The sequence below is a fragment of the Amycolatopsis granulosa genome (genome assembly GCF_011758745.1).
Lineage (GTDB): Bacteria > Actinomycetota > Actinomycetes > Mycobacteriales > Pseudonocardiaceae > Amycolatopsis_E > Amycolatopsis_E granulosa.
On sequence record NZ_JAANOV010000001.1, the window covers coordinates 3,271,253 to 3,287,957 of the forward strand.

14 protein-coding genes are annotated in these 16,705 nt (G+C 71.8%); 4 read left to right on the forward strand and 10 right to left on the reverse strand.

What is annotated here, in order from left to right; translation table 11 throughout:
- Window positions 1-91 precede the first annotated feature (91 nt).
- Window positions 92-739, forward strand: coding sequence for a GNAT family N-acetyltransferase (locus tag FHX45_RS15955; RefSeq protein WP_313885982.1), 648 nt, complete (start codon window positions 92-94; stop codon window positions 737-739).
- 68 nt (window positions 740-807) lie between these two features.
- Here FHX45_RS15955 and FHX45_RS15960 read toward each other — a convergent pair whose 3' ends face one another.
- The 9 genes from FHX45_RS15960 to FHX45_RS16000 all read right to left on the reverse strand — a co-directional run bounded on the left by FHX45_RS15960 (window position 808) and on the right by FHX45_RS16000 (window position 11,498).
- A complete protein-coding gene (locus FHX45_RS15960; RefSeq protein ID WP_167102054.1) occupies window positions 808-1,941 on the reverse strand; it encodes an N-acetylmuramoyl-L-alanine amidase in 1,134 nt (377 codons plus the stop codon).
- A 201-nt stretch (window positions 1,942-2,142) separates the two neighbouring features.
- Window positions 2,143-2,469 carry a thioredoxin gene (trxA, locus tag FHX45_RS15965; protein ID WP_167102057.1) on the reverse strand — a complete coding sequence of 109 codons (327 nt, stop codon included), beginning with the start codon at window positions 2,467-2,469 and terminating at the stop codon, window positions 2,143-2,145.
- Window positions 2,470-2,498: 29 nt separating this feature from the next.
- Window positions 2,499-3,491, reverse strand: coding sequence for a thioredoxin-disulfide reductase (trxB, locus tag FHX45_RS15970; protein WP_167102060.1), 993 nt, complete (start codon window positions 3,489-3,491; stop codon window positions 2,499-2,501).
- A gap of 100 nt (window positions 3,492-3,591) precedes the next feature.
- A complete protein-coding gene (locus FHX45_RS15975) occupies window positions 3,592-4,359 on the reverse strand; it encodes a hypothetical protein (RefSeq protein ID WP_167102063.1) in 768 nt (255 codons plus the stop codon).
- On the reverse strand, window positions 4,356-4,988 hold the full coding sequence (gene sigM, locus FHX45_RS15980; RefSeq protein ID WP_167102066.1) for an RNA polymerase sigma factor SigM: 633 nt from the start codon (window positions 4,986-4,988) through the stop codon (window positions 4,356-4,358). Before sigM ends, FHX45_RS15975 begins: the two co-directional genes overlap by 4 nt.
- 10 nt (window positions 4,989-4,998) lie before the next feature.
- Window positions 4,999-6,582 carry a protein kinase family protein gene (locus tag FHX45_RS15985; RefSeq protein ID WP_167102069.1) on the reverse strand — a complete coding sequence of 528 codons (1,584 nt, stop codon included), beginning with the start codon at window positions 6,580-6,582 and terminating at the stop codon, window positions 4,999-5,001.
- A gap of 80 nt (window positions 6,583-6,662) precedes the next feature.
- Window positions 6,663-8,540, reverse strand: coding sequence for a murein biosynthesis integral membrane protein MurJ (murJ, locus tag FHX45_RS15990; RefSeq protein WP_481726032.1), 1,878 nt, complete (start codon window positions 8,538-8,540; stop codon window positions 6,663-6,665).
- Between the two features lie 313 nt (window positions 8,541-8,853).
- Window positions 8,854-10,977, reverse strand: coding sequence for a DUF6049 family protein (locus FHX45_RS15995; protein ID WP_167102072.1), 2,124 nt, complete (start codon window positions 10,975-10,977; stop codon window positions 8,854-8,856).
- Window positions 10,974-11,498: an NUDIX hydrolase gene (locus tag FHX45_RS16000; RefSeq protein WP_167102074.1), complete on the reverse strand. Its 525-nt coding sequence runs from the start codon at window positions 11,496-11,498 to the stop codon at window positions 10,974-10,976. Before FHX45_RS16000 ends, FHX45_RS15995 begins: the two co-directional genes overlap by 4 nt.
- Window positions 11,499-11,638: 140 nt before the next feature.
- Between FHX45_RS16000 and FHX45_RS16005 the strand changes: the two genes are divergently transcribed.
- The 3 genes from FHX45_RS16005 (at window position 11,639) to FHX45_RS27800 (ending at window position 14,831) form a co-directional block, all read left to right on the forward strand.
- Window positions 11,639-13,072 (forward strand): CCA tRNA nucleotidyltransferase, encoded by a 1,434-nt coding sequence (locus FHX45_RS16005; RefSeq protein WP_167102077.1) that lies wholly within the window; start codon window positions 11,639-11,641, stop codon window positions 13,070-13,072.
- 34 nt (window positions 13,073-13,106) lie between these two features.
- The gene (locus tag FHX45_RS16010; RefSeq protein ID WP_167102080.1) at window positions 13,107-14,399 is read left to right on the forward strand and encodes a sensor histidine kinase; all 1,293 of its coding nucleotides are present in this window, start codon (window positions 13,107-13,109) and stop codon (window positions 14,397-14,399) included.
- Window positions 14,400-14,471: 72 nt separating this feature from the next.
- Window positions 14,472-14,831: a hypothetical protein gene (locus FHX45_RS27800; RefSeq protein ID WP_208405948.1), complete on the forward strand. Its 360-nt coding sequence runs from the start codon at window positions 14,472-14,474 to the stop codon at window positions 14,829-14,831.
- On the opposite strand, the gene FHX45_RS16020 is transcribed toward FHX45_RS27800, so the two are convergent.
- Window positions 14,828-16,675 carry a glycohydrolase toxin TNT-related protein gene (locus FHX45_RS16020; RefSeq protein WP_167102083.1) on the reverse strand — a complete coding sequence of 616 codons (1,848 nt, stop codon included), beginning with the start codon at window positions 16,673-16,675 and terminating at the stop codon, window positions 14,828-14,830. The two genes, FHX45_RS27800 and FHX45_RS16020, sit on opposite strands and share 4 nt — an antisense overlap.
- Window positions 16,676-16,705 lie beyond the last annotated feature (30 nt).

Sequence of the window (16,705 nt, forward strand, 5' to 3'; positions counted from 1 at the left end):
CCTATTCTCGGATGCGGCCGAGCAGGCTGTGGCGATCTGCCGTGCCTGCTCCACGTCAGGCCGGCCGCCGCGAATCCGGGGAGGGGATCAGGTGTCGCGTCGAGTCGTGGGCGTCACCCTCGACAACCTGGAACACCTGCCCAAGCACTGCCGCCGGTGCGTGTACTGGGAGCTCGCGCCGCACCTGCGGGCGCAGGCGGAGGAGTTCGGCCAGACCGAGGTCGAGAAGGAGGCCTGGGTCTCCTCGGTGTTGCTGGAGTGGGGTTCCTGCGGCCGGATCATCTACAGCGACTCGCTGCCCGTCGGATTCGTGCTCTACGCGCCGCCGAACCTGGTGCCGCGCTCGATCGCGTTCCCCACGTCCCCGCCGAGCGCCGACGCCGTGCTGCTGACGAGTTTCCAGGTGCTGCCGGAATTCCGTGGCGGCGGGCTGGGCCGCACCCTGGTGCAGGCGGTCGCCAAGGACATGACGCGCCGCGGTGTGCGTGCGATCGAGGCGTTCGGCGATGCGCGGCCGGACGATGCGGACAACGAGCTGCTGGGGCACACCTGCGTGGTGCCCGCCGACTTCCTCAGCGCGGTCGGCTTCAAGACCGTGCGGCCGCACCCGAAGTGGCCGCGGCTGCGATTGGAGATCCGCTCGGCGTTGTCCTGGAAGGAAGACGTCGAGGCCGCCCTCGAACGGCTCCTGGGCCAGGTGAGCATCACCACGGCGGAGCCGAGCGCGGCCCGCGCCTAGACAGAGTTATCCACAGAAACGGTCCACAAGGCAGGGGTTATCCACAGCTTCCTGTGGATGACTGCTGTCTATTCGGCCTTGGCGAGCTCGTGCGCGAGCACGTCGGCGAAGGTGAACGTCCCGGTGGGCTGATCGCCCTCACCGAGCAGGTACAGCCGCTTCACCGCGATCAGGATGCCCTCGGCCACGATGTCGCGGAACGCCGGGTCGGACAGCTTCGCGCGGTCGCCCGGATTGCTCAGATAGCCGATCTCCATCCGCACCGCCGGGCACCGCGTCAGCCGCAGGATGTCCCACGTCTTCGCGTGCGTCCGGCAGTCCAGCAGACCGGTGCGGGCAGCCACCTCACGCTGCAGGTAGCCGGCCAGCAGCTCACCCACGGTGGACGTGGTGCCCAGGCCGTTGCCGAAGTGGAACGACGCCACACCCTGCGCGTGCGGCGAGGAGTTGCGGTCGCAGTGCAGCGACAGGAACAGGTCGGCACCCGCGTTGTTGGCGAACGCGGCCCGCTCGGACTCGGCCGGGCCGTTGTCCGGACCGCGCGAAATCAGGGCCTCCATACCGGTGGCCTTCATCCGGCCCTCGAGCCGGCGCGCCAGGTCCCACACGACGTCGGCCTCCCGCAGCCCGGCGATCTCGACGCCCGGGTCGGCACCGCCGTGACCGGGGTCGATGACGATCCGCTTGCCGCGTAGCCGCGGACCGGACTGGCGGACCTGCTCCTGCTCACGCAGCAGCACCGGCCGCCCACCCCGGGCACGCGGGGAGAGCTGCCGCAGGGCGCGGACCGTCGCCGGGCCGCAAATACCGTCGATGACCAGGCCATAGTCGCGCTGGAAGCTGCGCAGCGCCTGCTCGGTCTTCGGGCCGAACACACCGTCCGGACGGCCCGCGTCGTAGCCCAGTTCGGTGAGCCGGTCCTGGAGCGCGAACACGTCGTCGCCGTGCACCGGCGCGGAGATCAGGTAGGCCAGCGGCCGGCTGCCCAGGTGGAAGGTCGCGCCACGCAGGACGTGGTAGGTGGCCGACCCGACGACGCCGTCGATGAGCAGGCCGCGCCGCTGCTGGAAACCACGAACGGCCCGTTCGACCTCGTGGTCGAACAGGTTGCCGGCGTCCGGCCGGAGCAGGCCGATCGAGGCCAGCATCGACCTGATCTCAGCGACGTCGTCCCCGACATCACCGCGGCGGAGCACCCGCATGCACTCCTCGCTCTTCCTTGGGCATCGATCAAAAACCGATGCGGCACAAACAGTATCGGGCTAGCCTCGAGTACCCATTCTGCCCTGAGGACTCTCCGTGACCGCGTGGGGCCGGTCGGTGCGCCATCCGGGCGGGTGGCATGGAAAGACCCGGGGGGCCGTCCTGGGAAGACGCGCACCCCCGGGCCGGGGTTGCCTAACTCAGGCGATTACGTCGGACAGATCCGAGAGCAGCGCGGCCTTCGGCTTGGCGCCCACGATCTGCTTCACCGGCTTGCCGCCCTGGAACAGGATCAGCGTCGGGATCGACATGACCTGGTAGTCGCGGGCGGTACCGGGGTTCTCGTCGATGTCGAGCTTGGCGACGGTCAGCTTGTCCTTGTGCTCGGCGGCGATCTCCTCGAGCACCGGGGCGACCATCTTGCACGGCCCGCACCAGGTCGCCCAGAAGTCCACCAGAACCGGCTTGTCGCTGGTCAGGACGTCGTCGGCGAAGGACTGGTCGGTCACCTTGACGGTGTCGGACATTTCATCTCCCTAACTCGGTACGGGCTGGATCAGATCGCGGGGCCGTAGCCGCCGCCCACGAGCTCGGGCGCGACTTCGGCGTTCTCGGTGCCGGCGTGTTCGGCCAGCCAGCGCTCGGCGTCGATGGCGGCGGAGCAGCCGGAGCCGGCGGCGGTGATGGCCTGCCGGTAGGTGTGGTCGACCAGGTCACCGGCGGCGAACACGCCCGGCAGGTTGGTGTAGGAGGAGCGGCCCTTGGTCAGGACGTACCCCTCCGCGTCGAGGTCGATCTGGCCCTTGACCAGCTCGCTGCGCGGGTCGTGGCCGATCGCCACGAAGAAACCGGTGACGTCGAGCACGGACTCCTCGCCGGTGACGGTGTCCCGGAGCTTCAGGCCGGCCACGGTGGTGTCCCCGATGACCTGGACGACCTGCTTGTTGAGCGCCCACTTGATCTTCTCGTTGGCGCGGGCGCGCTCGAGCATGATCTTGGAGGCGCGGAAGTCCTCGCGCCGGTGCACGATCGTCACCGAACGGGCGAACCTGGTGAGGAAGGTGGCCTCCTCCATCGCCGAGTCGCCGCCGCCGAGCACCGCGATGTCCTGGTCGCGGAAGAAGAACCCGTCACAGGTCGCACAGGCCGAGACGCCGCGGCCAAGCAGTTCCTGCTCGCCGGGCACGTTCAGGTACCGCGGGGCCGAACCCATGGCCAGGATGACCGCCTTGGCCGCGTATCGCGTGCCGTGCGCGGTGACGTACTTGACGTCACCGTCCAGCTCGAGTTTCTCCACGTCCTCGGCCCGCAGCTCCGCGCCGAAGCGCTCGGCCTGCTTGCGCATCTCCTCCATCAGATCCGGGCCCTGGATGCCGTCCCGGAAACCGGGGTAGTTCTCGACCTCGGTGGTGGTCATCAGCGCGCCGCCGAACTGGGAACCCTCGAACACGAGCGGTTCCAGCTGGGCACGCGCTGCGTACACCGCGGCCGTGTACCCGGCCGGACCCGACCCCACGATGATGAGGTTCCGAACGTTTTCCGCTGCCACCCGTAGACCTCCGCTCGTCGTGACCTGCGTACCAGGCTCAACACGATCGTAGGGTCCGCTGTTCCCGGCGTGACACGGCTCGCCCCGGGACGGCGCAGGGTCAGCCGATCACCTTGTCCAGCAGCACGCCGGCGTCGCCCACACCGCAGGTCGGGGCGAAGGCGATCAGCCGGAACTTGGCCAGCTGCCCCGTGGTCAGCAACGTCAGCACGGCGGGCTGCCCGTCGATGCTGCCCGGCCGGACCCCGATGGGCTTCGCGGTGTCGGCGAACCCGGCGGCGGACAGGCACGCGTGCAGCCGGTCCGCGGTGCCCAGCGGACCGTAGTCGAACGTGCCCTGGAGCTGTCCGGCCGCGCTCGCGGTCTGGTCGCCGCGGAGGTTCAACGGCGGCTGCGCGGCGCTCTGGCCGGGGGGTGGTGCCGCCACGTTCCCGCCCGGGGATGGTGCGGGGCCGCTCGGAATGGCGATCGCGACGGCGGCCACCGCGGCGGCGGCCACGGCGACCACCCCGCTGATCCAGCCGACCCGCTTGTTCCGCCGCCGGCGGGCCGCGTCGAGGCTCACCACCGGCGCCAGGCCGGGCTGCGGCGGCTGCGGGAACGCACGGCGGGCCTCCTCGGCGATCACCGCGTCCAGCCGGGTCGCGTACTCGGCCGGCATGGGTGGCACGTCCGCGCGCAGGTCCGCCAGTCCGGCGGTGGCCGCCTCCAGCGCCGCGACGATCGCGCACGCCTCGGGATCGGCGTGGACCCGCGGCCACAGCCGCGCGGCCTCCTCGGCGTCCAGGGCACCGGCGTGCAGGTCGGCGAGCAGGTCGACAGACCAGGGCGGGCCGGCGGCCTCGATCCCCCGACTCTCGTCCGTCATCGTCCCTCCCTCTCGCGCTGTGCCCCAGGCCGGCCGCGCTCCCGTTTGCTTTCGGAAGTTGGGACGCCTGCCGGTGCATCCGGGTTCCGGAGGTGACCGAGAACTTTGGCGAGTTTGGCGCGGCCCCGCGCGCAACGGCTCTTCACGGTGCCCTCGGCGATGCCCAGCATCCGGGCGGTCTCGCTCACCGAGTACCCCTCCACGTCCACCAGCACGATCGGCAACCGCTGCTCCTCCGGGAGCTGGGCCAGTGCATCCTTGATGACCAGCCGGGTCTCCCGGTCGGCCATCGAGTCGCGCGGCGTCGCCGGCTCCTGCACCCCGGTCTCCGGCAGGGGCACCGTCGGGCGGGCCTGCCTGCGCCGGATCCGGTCCAGGCACGCGTTCACCACGATCCGGTGCAACCAGGTGGTGACCTGCGACTCCGCGCGGAAGTTCGCCGCCGCGCGGAAGGCGGAGATGAAGGCTTCCTGCAGGGCGTCGGAGGCTTCCTCGGGGTCGCGCAGGGTGCGCAGGGCCACGGCCCACATGCGGTCCCGATGCCGGCGGACCAGTTCGGTGAACGCGTGCGGATCGCCCGACGCGTGCGCCGCGAGGAGGTCGGCGTCCGTTGGTGCAGCTGCGGTCACCCGCAGCACACTACTGGGCGGGCAGGAACGTCAACTCGCCGATCTGGGACTGGAAGCCCTTGTCCGTGTCGCTCAGCTTCGTGATCCAGACGATCACGTATTGCGCCTGCTGGGGCTGCGCCAGGGTGATGTCGGTGGTGGCCCCGTTCAGCGTTGCCGTGCCGACCACCCGCGTATCGGCCAGCTCGGGGTCACGCGAGCTGGCGAGGCGGATCTCGACGGTCGTGCCCGGGCTGTTCGCGGCGATCGTGACCTTGGCCAGGTTGATCGGCTTGTCGAAGCTCGCGAGCAGGCCGACACCCTCCTTGATGGCCGGGAACTGCTGCCGGTACTGGTCGGTGCGCCAGATGGTGCCCGGGTCGCCGTCCACAGTGTTGCGGGCGCGGCTGGTGTTGTCGCCGTTGCCGTCCGGGTTGTAGACCGTGACGCTCGACGGCCCGACCGCCGCACCGATCTGCGCCTGCCCGCCGCTCGGCGGGGGTGCCACGGAGGACGAACCGGCCGGCGCGGACACCGGCGTGGTCGGGTTCGCCACGTTGATCGGCGGGCCGCCCGTGCCCGGGTCGTCCTGGAAGAAGCTGATCGCGAGCATGCCGAGCCAGGCGAGGATGCCGACCGCGGCGACGACCAGGACGGTGACCCCGAGCGCGAGCTTGCGGCGGCGCGCCCGGTCCTTCACCGGCTTCTTCGTCGTCCAGATCGTGTTGTCGCCGTCGGCCTCCATCTGGGCCTTGATCAGCTGTGTGCGCTCCTCGGCCTCGGCCGCCATCTCCAGCGCACGCACGATCGCGGCGCTGGTGCGGATGCCACCGGGGCCGCCGTCCTCGACCGTGCGCACGGCCAGCGACGACAGTTCCTGCGGCACCGATGGCTGGAGCGACCGCGGCGGCACGAGCCGCCCGTTCGGCGAGTGCGGCGCCGCCGGGATCGCGGCCGGCCCGCCCGGCAGTGGCCACCGGCCGGTGAGCAACAGGTACAGGATGCCGCCGATGGCTTTCACGTCGTCACGCAGCGTCGCGTCCGGCAGCGGGCCGGGGAACGCCAGACGCAGCGAGCCGTCGGTGGTCAGCCGGAGGCGCTGCGGGTGGTCCAGGCCGAGCACGAGGCCCGAGTGGTGGGCCCGTTCGACCGCCTCGGCCAGCCGCTGGACCATCCGGGCCGCGGCGAGCGGCTGGACCGGCCGGTCGGCGACCAGGTCGATCAGGTCCGTGCCCTTGGTCCACTCGGTGACCACCACACCCAGCAGGCCCTCACCCGAGGTGATGCCGCTGCCGAGCGTGAGCACGTCGAGCACGCGGGCGACCGCTTCGTGGTTGAACTTCGCGGCGTGCGTGGCCCTTTCCAGCGTCTTGCGCGCCTGACGTGCGGCTTCGGCGTCCGCGGGGTCGCCGACGAGCAGCGTCAGCGCGACGTCCCGCCGCAGCTGGCCGTCCCGCGCACGCCACAGGTGGGCGCCCGCCCGCTCGTCGATGCCGAACTGGGCGAGCAACCGGTACCGGCCGTCCCCGACGACGCTGCCCGGCGCGAGGGAGCCTCCCCGCGCGCGGACGCCCGTCCGGGTCGGACCGGACTGCTCGCTCCGCTTCTCGTTCACCCCACGCTCGCTTTCCGCGTCTCGAGGTCGAGGGTACGTGAACCCGCGGCATCAGACAGACTGATCGCCTGCGTCGTTCGTTACCCGCGCTTGATCAAACGGGTGATTCTCTTCGTGGCCGGTGCCAGCTCGTCCACCTTCAGCAGCGCGAGCACGCCGAACGACACGCCCAGACCGACCACGCCCTGCAGGATCAGCTTGATCCAGGCGGTCGGCCGCGGGCCGAAGTCCGGCACGATCCAGCCCACCGCGACGGCGGCCGCCACCCCCAGCACGCTCGCCACCAACGTGAACAGGATGACGCCGAGCACGCGCCTGCTGCGCAGGTTGCCCAGGCTCACCCACAGCCAGACCTGGCCCATGATCGCGCCGACCACGAACGTCAGCGAGTTGACCATCATCGCGCCGAGCACGATGTTCTGGTCGGACAGCAGCACCGGGCACAGGTACAACAACGGGATCTTGACCAGGGTCATCACGACCATGATCAACGTGGGGGTGCGGGCGTCCTTCATCGCGTAGAACACCCGCAGCTGCAGCATGACCAGCGCGTAGGGCAGCAGGCCGAACGCGGAGATGGCCAGCGCCTCGCCCAGCCGGGAGGCATCCGCGGTCGTGTTCTGCCCGCCGCTGAACAGCGCCACACCGACCGACGTGCCGATCACCGACATGACCGCCGCGATCGGCACCAGCATCACGGTCGAGATGCGCGAGGCGTAGGACAGGTCGGCGACCACCTTGCGGGTGTCCCCGTCGGCGGCGTTGCGCGACAACCGCGGCATGATCGCCGTCAGCAGCGAGACGCCGATCACGCCGTAGGGCAGCTGGAAGAGCAGCCACGCGTTCGAATAGATCGTCACGCCACCCGGGTCACCGGTGGTCAGCACCCGGGTGTTGACGGTGAAGCCGATCTGGCTGACCGCCACGTACCCGAGGATCCACAGCGCGAGCCCGCCGAACTCCTTCATGCGCTTGTCGATGCCCCAGCGCCACTTGAACCGGAACCCGCTGCGCAGCAGCGGCGGCACCAGCATCACCGCCTGCACCACGATGCCCAGCGTCACGCCGATGCCCAGCAGCAGCAGCTTCGGCTGGCCCATCTCCACCGGGTCATAGGTGATCTTCCCCGGGGTGAGCATGAACACCGCCAGCGTCACGATGACCACGAGGTTGTTCACGACCGGTGCCCACGCCGGCGGCCCGAAGACCTGCTTGGCGTTGAGGACCGCCGACAGCAGCGCGAACAGGCCGTAGAACAGGATCTCCGGCAGCAGTAGCCGGGCGAACGCCGTCGTCAGCTCGGGACTGGTCTTGCCCGGCGAACCGTCCAGGTACAGCGAGGTCAGCCACGGCGCGGCCGCCACCGCGATCACCGTGCCGATCACGAGCAGCACGAACGCGACCGTCAGCATGCGCTGCGTGTAGGCCAGGCCGCCGTCCTTGTCGTCCTGCGACCGGACCAGCAGCGGCACCACAACACTGCTGAGCACGCCACCCAGCAGCAGCTCGAAGACGATGTTGGGCAGCGTGTTGGCGATGTTGAACGAGTCGTTGACCACGCCGGTGCCCACGGCCCACACCAGCAGGATCTTCCAGAGGAACCCGGTGATCCGGCTGATCAGGGACGCGATCGCGATCCGGCTACTGGACTTCGCCAGCGACGGCGCGGCCGGCTTCTCCGGCGCCTCGACCGGTGCGTGGAACCCGGTCGCGTCCAGGCCCGGCCCCTCGCCGAACGAGGTCGACGGCGGAGCCGAGATGCGCGGCATCATCCGCGTCGCGAGCGCGTCGTAGGGGCGCAGCACGTCCGGGTCGGCCACCGGCCAGCGGTTGCTGCCCTGCACGCCGCTGATCCGCGGGATCAGCAGCGTCGCGTCGGGGTCGTTCGGCGGCAGCGGCGGCGCCCCGAACGGCATGCTGTCCTGAGGCCGCTGGCGCTCCTGCCGCCACGGGCGCACCGGCTGCCGCCGGTCCGGCGGGGCCTGGCGGCCCGTCGGGGGGATCGGCTGCCTGCGCTCCGGCGGCGGCTGTCGCCGCGGCGGCTGCGCGATCCGCTCAGGCGGCAGCTGCCCCTGCTGGCGGGTCGCCTGCTGCGGCCGCGGCCTGCCGTTCACCGCGGGCGGGATGCGGCGGGTCTCCTCCTGCCGAGCGCGCTCCGGCGGCGGACGCCGGGTTGCGCGGTCGGCGGGACGCTCGGGTGGCCACCCCGGGTCTCTGTCCAACGCGCGCCCAATCCTCGCCGGTCCGGTTCTGGCACCCCAGAGTAGTCGGTCAGGCCCGTCGCGCCCGGACGCGACGGTAAATCTGCCGCGCGGAGAGCAGGACCAGTGCCGCGGCACCCGCGATCGTGAGGACCAGCGTCACCACGCCGTACTCGTTCGACCGCAGCTCGAAGCGGGCAGGGTGGCCCAGCGGTGTGCCGCCGGGAGTGGTGAGCGACACGGTCAGGTTGAACACGCCGGCACGCAGCGCCTCGGCCGGGATCCGTTCGCTGCCGCCGAGCCCGGCCGGGACCAGGCGGTCCGGCACCTGCTCGACCCGCAGGCCGGGCGTGTTGCTCAGCGAAATCCGCACCGCGATCTGCACGGGCAGCCGGTTGTTGAACGACACCGGCAGCGGCGCCGACCCGGATGCCATCGAGATCGGCACCGACGGCGTGTCCACGGTCACCCGGCCGAGCAGGGCGTCCAGCTCGGAGCGCGCGTCGGCGGCGGAGGCCTCCGCCGCGCCCCGCGCCGGGCGCCAGGCCGATGACGTGCTGCGCAGCAACGCGAACCGCAGCGGTTCGAGCAGCTCGGCCGGCTGGACCCGCGCGGCCGGGTCGATCTGCATCGCGCCCTGCAGGTCGGCCATCGTGGACTCGATCGAGTTCATCTGCTCGGTGACCGACGACGGCGTCGCGGTGGCGAGATCTTCGGCCGTGTAGCTCATCTTCGCGCTGCCGGTGGTCATCGACGTCAGCAGCGTGGGCAGCGGCAGCGGGGTCAGCATGCCCCGCTGCACGAGGTCGCCCACGTTCCGCAGGAACCCGGTCAGCTCGTCCTGTGCCGCGGTCCACCGGTGTGGCGGCGCGACCAGCACCGGCCGGGACGGGGTCCCGGACAGGCCACCGCGGAACGCGAGCGCCGCCAGCCCGTTCTGGGCTGCGACATCGGGGTCGTCCACCGGCGTCTCCGATGTCACCGCCGACGCGTCGGACGCTCCGGCCAGCCCGGCCAGGACGAGGGGGTCGGCCTGCTGGGCGCGCAGCTGGGTGCCCTCCAGCCGGACCGGGCCGGCCACCGGGGTGGCGGAATCCACCGGATCGGTGATCAGTGTGCGCACTCCGGCGCTGCTCAGCGCGGCCAGCGTGCTCTGGTCGAGTGCGCCGTCGGCCCACAGCACGCGGTTCTGCGGCGCGACGCCGAGCAACTCCTGCATCCGCGCGCCGGTGTCCAGCGCGAACGGCAGCAGGTCGCCGCCGCGGACCTTGGTCACCGCGGTCAGGTCGGCGTCCGCGTAGGGCAGCTGCACCACGCACTGCCCGGCGACCAGCTCCCGCAGCGACTGCAGCCAGCTCTTGGCGGTCTCCGCGCCGGTGCCGCCGACCGTGCCGGTGGCGGTGCGCACCTGGTAGCCGTGGGACATGGCCTCGACCGTGTCCAGCAGGTCCGGGTCGATCGCGTAGCACAGCGACCGGGTGACCTGCGGATCGTCGCGGACCGCGTTCGCCGATCCGACCAGGGCGTAGAGGCGGCCGCCGGGGCGCAGCTCGCCGGCCAGCACGTCGTCGGAGAGCACCGCGGTGCCGCCGAGTGGCGCGGCCACGATCCGCGGGCGGGTGTCGGCGATCGGCCACAGCATCGTGAACGCCGCCGGCGGGTTGTTCTGGCCGGTCGCGCTCTTGCCGGGTGCGGACAGCACGGGCAGCAGCATGCTCATCGACGCCAGCCGCGCGGGGCCGCCGTAGGCCGGGGTGCCGTTGACGTTGACCAGCAACGGGTACAGCCCGGGGCTGCCGATGCGCAGGTTGCCGTGCGTGCCGTCGAGCCGGACCGTGACCGCGAGCTGACCGGTCTGCCCGGGTTCGAGCGTGGCCGGCTCGATGTCGACGAAGTCGGTGCTCGACGCCGCGGCCGCGGCCGGACCGCTCATCGCGGCCCGTACCTGGCGCTCGGTGGTGAGCTTCTCACCCAGTTCGAGGCGCACCTGCAGTTTGCTGATCCGCCGGTCACCGACGTTCGTCACGGTGCCGGTGACGTTGAGCGTCGCCGAAGTCGTGGTGATCACGCGCGGGTTGAGCTGCGCGACGTCCAGCCGCAGGCGGCTCGGCGCGTCGGTCTGGGCACCCGCGGTGACCGGGACGAGCATCGCGAGGAGGAACGCAACCAACCCGGTGGCGGCGAACCGCTTCACTCCGACACTCCTTCTGTCGCTCGCGTGCCGTCGCCGAACAGCTCCCTGGCCTTGCGGACCAGCTTCCGCTCGTCGGTGTAGGCGAGCCGGGTTTCCAGGTCGGCGATCGGCACCCAGGCCACCTCGGTGACCTCCGAGTCCTCGTCGGACAGCTCGCCGCCGGTGGCTTCCAGCAGGAAATGATGCACCGTCTTGTGCACCCGCCGCCGGTCGGCCACGAACCAGTAGTCGATGGTGCCGAGCGGCCGCAGCACTTGCGCGGAGATGCCCGTCTCCTCCTTCACCTCGCGCACCGCAGTCTGCTCTTTCGTCTCGCCCTGCTCGATGTGTCCCTTCGGCAGGGACCACAGGAGCTTGCCGTGCCGGTCCAGCCTGCCGATCAGGACGGCGTTGTTCCGGGCGGGGTCGAGCACCAGGCCGCCGGCGGAGGTCTCCACGGAGGTCGTCATCCGCCGGCTGCGTCGGCGGCGCGACCGGCGCCGCGGTTTACCCCCGCCGGAGCGACCGGCCGATCCAGACATGCTGCGATGCTAGTGCGTGGCGGCCGTGCCCGGCCGGTACTGCGTAGCTGACTGTTCACTCCTGGTCGATGGGTAGGCTGGTCCCTCGTGTCTGTCATGGTTGCGTACACCCAGTTCACCTCGGAGGCGGTTCGATCCCGGTGAACGAGCTGACCGCGAAACGGAACGCGGTGACCGAGCTGATGCGGATCTCGCCGCTCGCCGACGAGCTGGCCGGGCTGTTCGCGACGGCCGGTCACCGGTTGTACCTGGTCGGCGGCAGTGTGCGGGACGCGCTGCTGGGCCGCCTGTCCGCCGACCTCGACTTCACCACCGACGCCCGCCCGGAGCAGATCCTGAGGATCGTCCGCGGCTGGGCCGACGGCGTGTGGGAGGCGGGTATCGCCTTCGGCACGGTCGGCGTGACCAAGCGCGGGTCGACGCTGGAGATCACCACGTTCCGCGCGGACGTCTACGACCGGGTCAGCCGCAATCCCGAGGTGACCTTCGGCGACACGATCGAGGGTGACCTCAAGCGCCGCGACTTCACCGTCAACGCGATGGCGATCGACTTGTCGACCAAGCAGTTCGTCGACCCGCACGACGGGATGGACGCGCTGCGGAAGAAGGTGCTCGACACCCCGGCTACTCCGGAGGAGTCCTTCGCCGACGACCCGCTGCGCATGCTGCGTGCCGCGCGGTTCGCCGCCCAGCTCGGCTTCGCGCCCGCGCCGCGCGTGGTGACCGCGATGACCGAGATGGCCGGCGAGCTCGAGCGCATCACCGCCGAGCGGGTGCAGACCGAGCTGTCGAAGCTGCTCCTCGGCCGGTTCCCGCGCCGCGGCCTGGAGCTGATGGTCGACACCGGACTGGCCGACCACGTCCTGCCCGAGGTGCCCGGCATGCGGCTGGCCATCGACGAGCACCACCAGCACAAGGACGTCTACCAGCACTCGCTCACCGTGCTGGAACAGGCGATCGCGCTGGAACGGCGGGACGACCCGGACGCCGAGCCCGACCTGGTGCTCCGGCTGGCGGCGCTGCTGCACGACATCGGCAAGCCGGCCACCCGCCGGTTCGAGCCGGGCGGCGGGGTGAGCTTCCACCACCACGAGGTGGTCGGCGCGAAGATGGCCCGCAAGCGTTTGCGCGCCCTGAAGTACCCGAAGCAGATCATCGAGGACGTCGGTCAGCTCGTGTTCCTCCACCTGCGGTTCCACGGCTACGGCAAGGGCGAGTGGACCGACTCGGCGGTCCGCCGGTACGTGACCGACGCCGGTCCCCTGCTCCCCCGGCTGCACAAGCTGGTGCGCGCGGACTCCACCACCCGCAACAAGCGCAAGGCGGCCGCGCTGCAGCGCACCTACGACGAGCTCGAGGAGCGGATCGCACGCATCCAGGCGGAGGAGGACCTCGCCAAGGTGCGGCCCGACCTCGACGGCAACGAGATCATGAAGATCCTCGGCCTGCCGCCCGGCCCCATGGTCGGCAGGGCGTGGAAGCACCTGAAGGAGCTGCGGCTGGACCGCGGCCCGCTCGACCACGACGAGGCGGTCGCCGAGCTGCACCGCTGGGCCGCGGAGAACGGGCTGTAACTCCCCGGCCCGCCCAGACGACCGGGAGGTCGTGATGTCCCCACCGCGCGCGGCGAGTTACCTCGGCACCCTGCTGCGGCGCGGTGCACCCGCGATGGCCGGGGTGACCGGCGGGCTGGACGACCTCGAGGTCGCCGACCCCGCACCGGCCGCACCTCTGCGGAGGATGCGGCGGATCGCCGGCCCGGTCGAGCCGGCGGCTCCGGACAACCTGCTGCTACGGGCCACCCGGTACGTCGCGATGGTCCCCCTCGCCTACCGGATCCTGGCGGTGACCGGGGCGCTGGTGGCGTTCCTCGCCGACGGACACGGCGGCGTGGTGCCGGTGGTGGCGGTCGCCGCGTGCTTGATCGCGTGGAACGTGTTCGGGCTGACCTGGCTGTTCCGGTCCGCGCCGTTCCACGACCGCGCCGCCGGACGGTTGCTGGTGCTCGACGTGCTGGGCACCATCGCGGCGAACCTGGTGGTCGCGGCGGCCGTCCCGCAGCCGGCGTTCGCGGCGGCGATGCAGGTGCCGGGCAAGCACCTGCTCGGCGCGGTCGCGCTGCTCACCCTCGCGCTCGGCGCCGGCTACGGGCTGGCGTTGCTGCTGCTCAGCGTCCCGCTCGCGGGGCTGGCCTGGCTCCTGAACACCGGCGTGTTCAACGTGAAACAAGCCTTCGCCGGGCTGCCGACGATGCTCGGGGTGCTCGTCACCGCGACGGGCGCGCTGATCCTGCTCGGCCTCGGCACCCGGCTGGCGCTCGCCTACGGCATCCGGCACGGCCGCGAGGCCGAGCGGGCGCGGCAGCACCGGATGCTGCACGACACGGTGCTGCAAACACTGGAGACGATCGCGTTGCCCGGCACGGGCAGCAGCGAACACCAGCTCAGCGAGATCCGGCGACTGGCCCGCGCGCAGGCGATCGAGGTGCGGCAGGCGATCGAAGGCGCGGACGGGACCGGCGCCCTCGGCGAGAAGCTGGCGGCCCTGGCCGCGGAGATGGCGCGCGACGGGCTGCGCGCCCAGCTGGTGATGGCGGAGCTGGACGCGGACACCCTGAGCGAGGTGCGGCAGATCGCGATCCGGGACGCGGCGCGCGAGGCGTTGCGGAACACGCTGAAGCATTCCGGCACCGACCGGGTCGTCGTCCGCGCGGAAGACCGGGACGGTGGCGTCGCGGTGATCATCCGCGACCACGGCACCGGCTTCGACGCGGCGGACCGTCCACCGGGCTTCGGCATCAGCCAGTCGATCACGGCCCGCGTCACCGAGGCGGGTGGTCAGGCCCGGGTCGAGTCCAGCCCCGGCGGCGGCACTCGCGTGACGCTCTGGATGCCGCGATGATTGCCGGGGCAGCACGCGGCACGGCGCGTTCGCAGCGAAAGGGGCTGATCCGCGGTGGATAACTTGCCGCGCATGACCGAGGAACAGAACGAAACCCGGAGACTCGCCATCAAGGCTCTGCAGATCGCCCGGGAAGCTCGTGACGATGCCGCGGCCGCAAGGGTGCTGGCGACCGCCGCGTCCAGGGATGTCGGCGACCTCAAGGCGCAGCTGCAGGCGCACACGAAGGTGCTCAACGCGTTGCGTGAGACGCAGCTCGAGCAGGGAGCCCGGCTGGGCAGGGTCGAAAACCGGCTGGGCAGGGTCGAGGACCGGCTGGACCGGGTTGAGGACCACCTGGAGCGGATGGAAACCGAGATGCGGAACGGCTTCGCGATGATGGCGGGCGGCATGAGCCACATCGCCGAGTTGCTGGAGGGCCGCGAGTCCTAGAGCCGCTCCAGCGCGCCGGTCTCGACGTGCTGTCCGACGGGGTGCGGCAGGAAGTACGCCACCGCGCCGCCGGGCAGCACCCCCCACGGCAAGGTCACGCCGGTCAGCACGCGCAGCGGACGCGCCACGCGGTACCGCGCCCGTTGCGCCTCCCGCTCCGGCAGCAGGGACGTCTCGGCGAACCGCGCGTGCTCCTCGTGCAGCAGGTTCCCCGTCTCGGCGCCGAACCGGACCACCGTCGTTCCCACGGGCAGCGTGACCAGCCGCTTCGCGCGGTAGAGCGTCAGCGGGGGCTCGCCGCGCAGCGGCGCGACCGGCCACTCGCCCGAATCGTCCACCACCCGCACCGGGTAGAGCAGCAGCGAACCGAGCAGGAACCGCGCCGCCTCCTCGACCCGCGTGCACGTCGCCGCAGCCGCACCGTTCGGGGCCGTGACCTCCCAGCCCTGCTCCGTCCGCCGCAGGCTCCAGGCGCCGTCGGCCCGCTCACCGATCCGGTACGCCGACGGCGCGATCCCGTACTCGGCGAGCCGTCGCTCCAGCACCGTCAGCACCTCCGAGGCCCGCAACCCGTGCGGCGGGTCCTCGCCGCGCTCGGTGCGCGTCACCGCGTCGACGTCCCCGGCGTCCGGTTGCGGTGGCAGCGGTTTGCCCAGCAGCTCGGCCTCCGCCGCGGCCCGCAGGTGCACGGGCACGCTCGGCACCCGGTAGCCCTGCGCACGGATGTGCTCGATCAGCTCCGGTTGCGGCGGCAGTCCGTATTTCCGCAGGTAGTGCGGTACCGCGGCGGCCCAGATCCACACCCCGTCGGTGTGGAAGGCGTCCGGCGTGTCCGGCGGGCCGGCGGGGGCGAACAGGTCGGGCAGCCGGTTCGGTGCGCTCACCGCCACCGGTGCGCGGAAGAGGTAGTCGAACACGGCGCGGGCCTCTTCCGGCGGCAGGGCCCGCCGGTTGACCACCGGCGGCTCGCCCGGTGCGTCCACGACGGCCACGTGCCGGAACGACACGTGGACCGGCAGCCCGGCCCTCGCCGCCAGCCAGTCCGGAACCTGGTCGCGTTCGCGCGGGAACCGCGCCAGCTCGGCGTCGTACGAGCCGGCTGTCGGGCGGCCGGCCGGGCTCCGCCGCCAGTTCGGTTCCGCGGCCGAGTCGTAGCCGAAGCTGAATTCGGCGGGCGCCACCAGCGTCAAGGTGCCCGTGCACCAGGTGCCCGCACCCGGCTGGTACATCGCGGCCCGCAGATCGCTGAACAGCTGCCCGAGCCGTGGCGACGCGGGCAGCGACACCGACTCGCCCTCGCCGGCCGCGCGCACCTCGATCTCGGCGTAGTTCCCGACCTGGCGGAACTGCGCCGCGATGCGCTCCCAGCCGTCCGGGACGACCGTGCGCAGCTGCCGCGCGATGTCGCGCACCAGGTCCTGGGGGGCGGCCTCGACGGGCGGGCGCGGCCCGGTCGCGAAGTCGTGCCGTTCCTGCCAGATCGCGGTGATCCCGGCTTCCGTCGCCGTGGTGGTGAACTCGCGCAACCCGAGCTGCCGCGCGCGGACCTCGTCGGTCCCGTTCCAGCGCAGGGTCAGCCCTTCCCCCGGGGCGATGCGGTAGAGGTCGTCGTCGAAGAGGCAGTGCGTCTGCAGGCTGAACGCCGCGGCGACGTCGGCTTCCGGCACGACCCGCGCCGGCCGGCCGGAGAATTCCTCGTCGAAGCCGGCGGGCGCATCCTCGCCGGGTGGCGTCACGAGCAGGACGGTCCCGTCCGCGCTGGAGCGTTCCGCGGGGAAGACGCGCCCCCGCCACACGGCGTGCAACCCGTCCGGGCGATGCGCCAGCTCGACTCGATACCGCACTGCTGTCCCCCTGCTTGCTGGAAAAGGCCC

What these genes read in the sequence shown, in the direction of transcription:
- FHX45_RS27800 (WP_208405948.1), top strand. Translation starts at nt 14,472, where the DNA reads ATGACCGAGGAACAGAACGAAACCCGGAGACTCGCCATCAAGGCTCTG.
- FHX45_RS15960 (WP_167102054.1), bottom strand. Translation starts at nt 1,941, where the DNA reads ATGCGGGTGCTCCGCCGCGGTGATGTCGGGGACGACGTCGCTGAGATC.
- FHX45_RS15975 (WP_167102063.1), bottom strand. Translation starts at nt 4,359, where the DNA reads ATGACGGACGAGAGTCGGGGGATCGAGGCCGCCGGCCCGCCCTGGTCT.
- FHX45_RS16000 (WP_167102074.1), bottom strand. Translation starts at nt 11,498, where the DNA reads ATGTCTGGATCGGCCGGTCGCTCCGGCGGGGGTAAACCGCGGCGCCGG.
- FHX45_RS16010 (WP_167102080.1), top strand. Translation starts at nt 13,107, where the DNA reads ATGTCCCCACCGCGCGCGGCGAGTTACCTCGGCACCCTGCTGCGGCGC.
- trxA (WP_167102057.1), bottom strand. Translation starts at nt 2,469, where the DNA reads ATGTCCGACACCGTCAAGGTGACCGACCAGTCCTTCGCCGACGACGTC.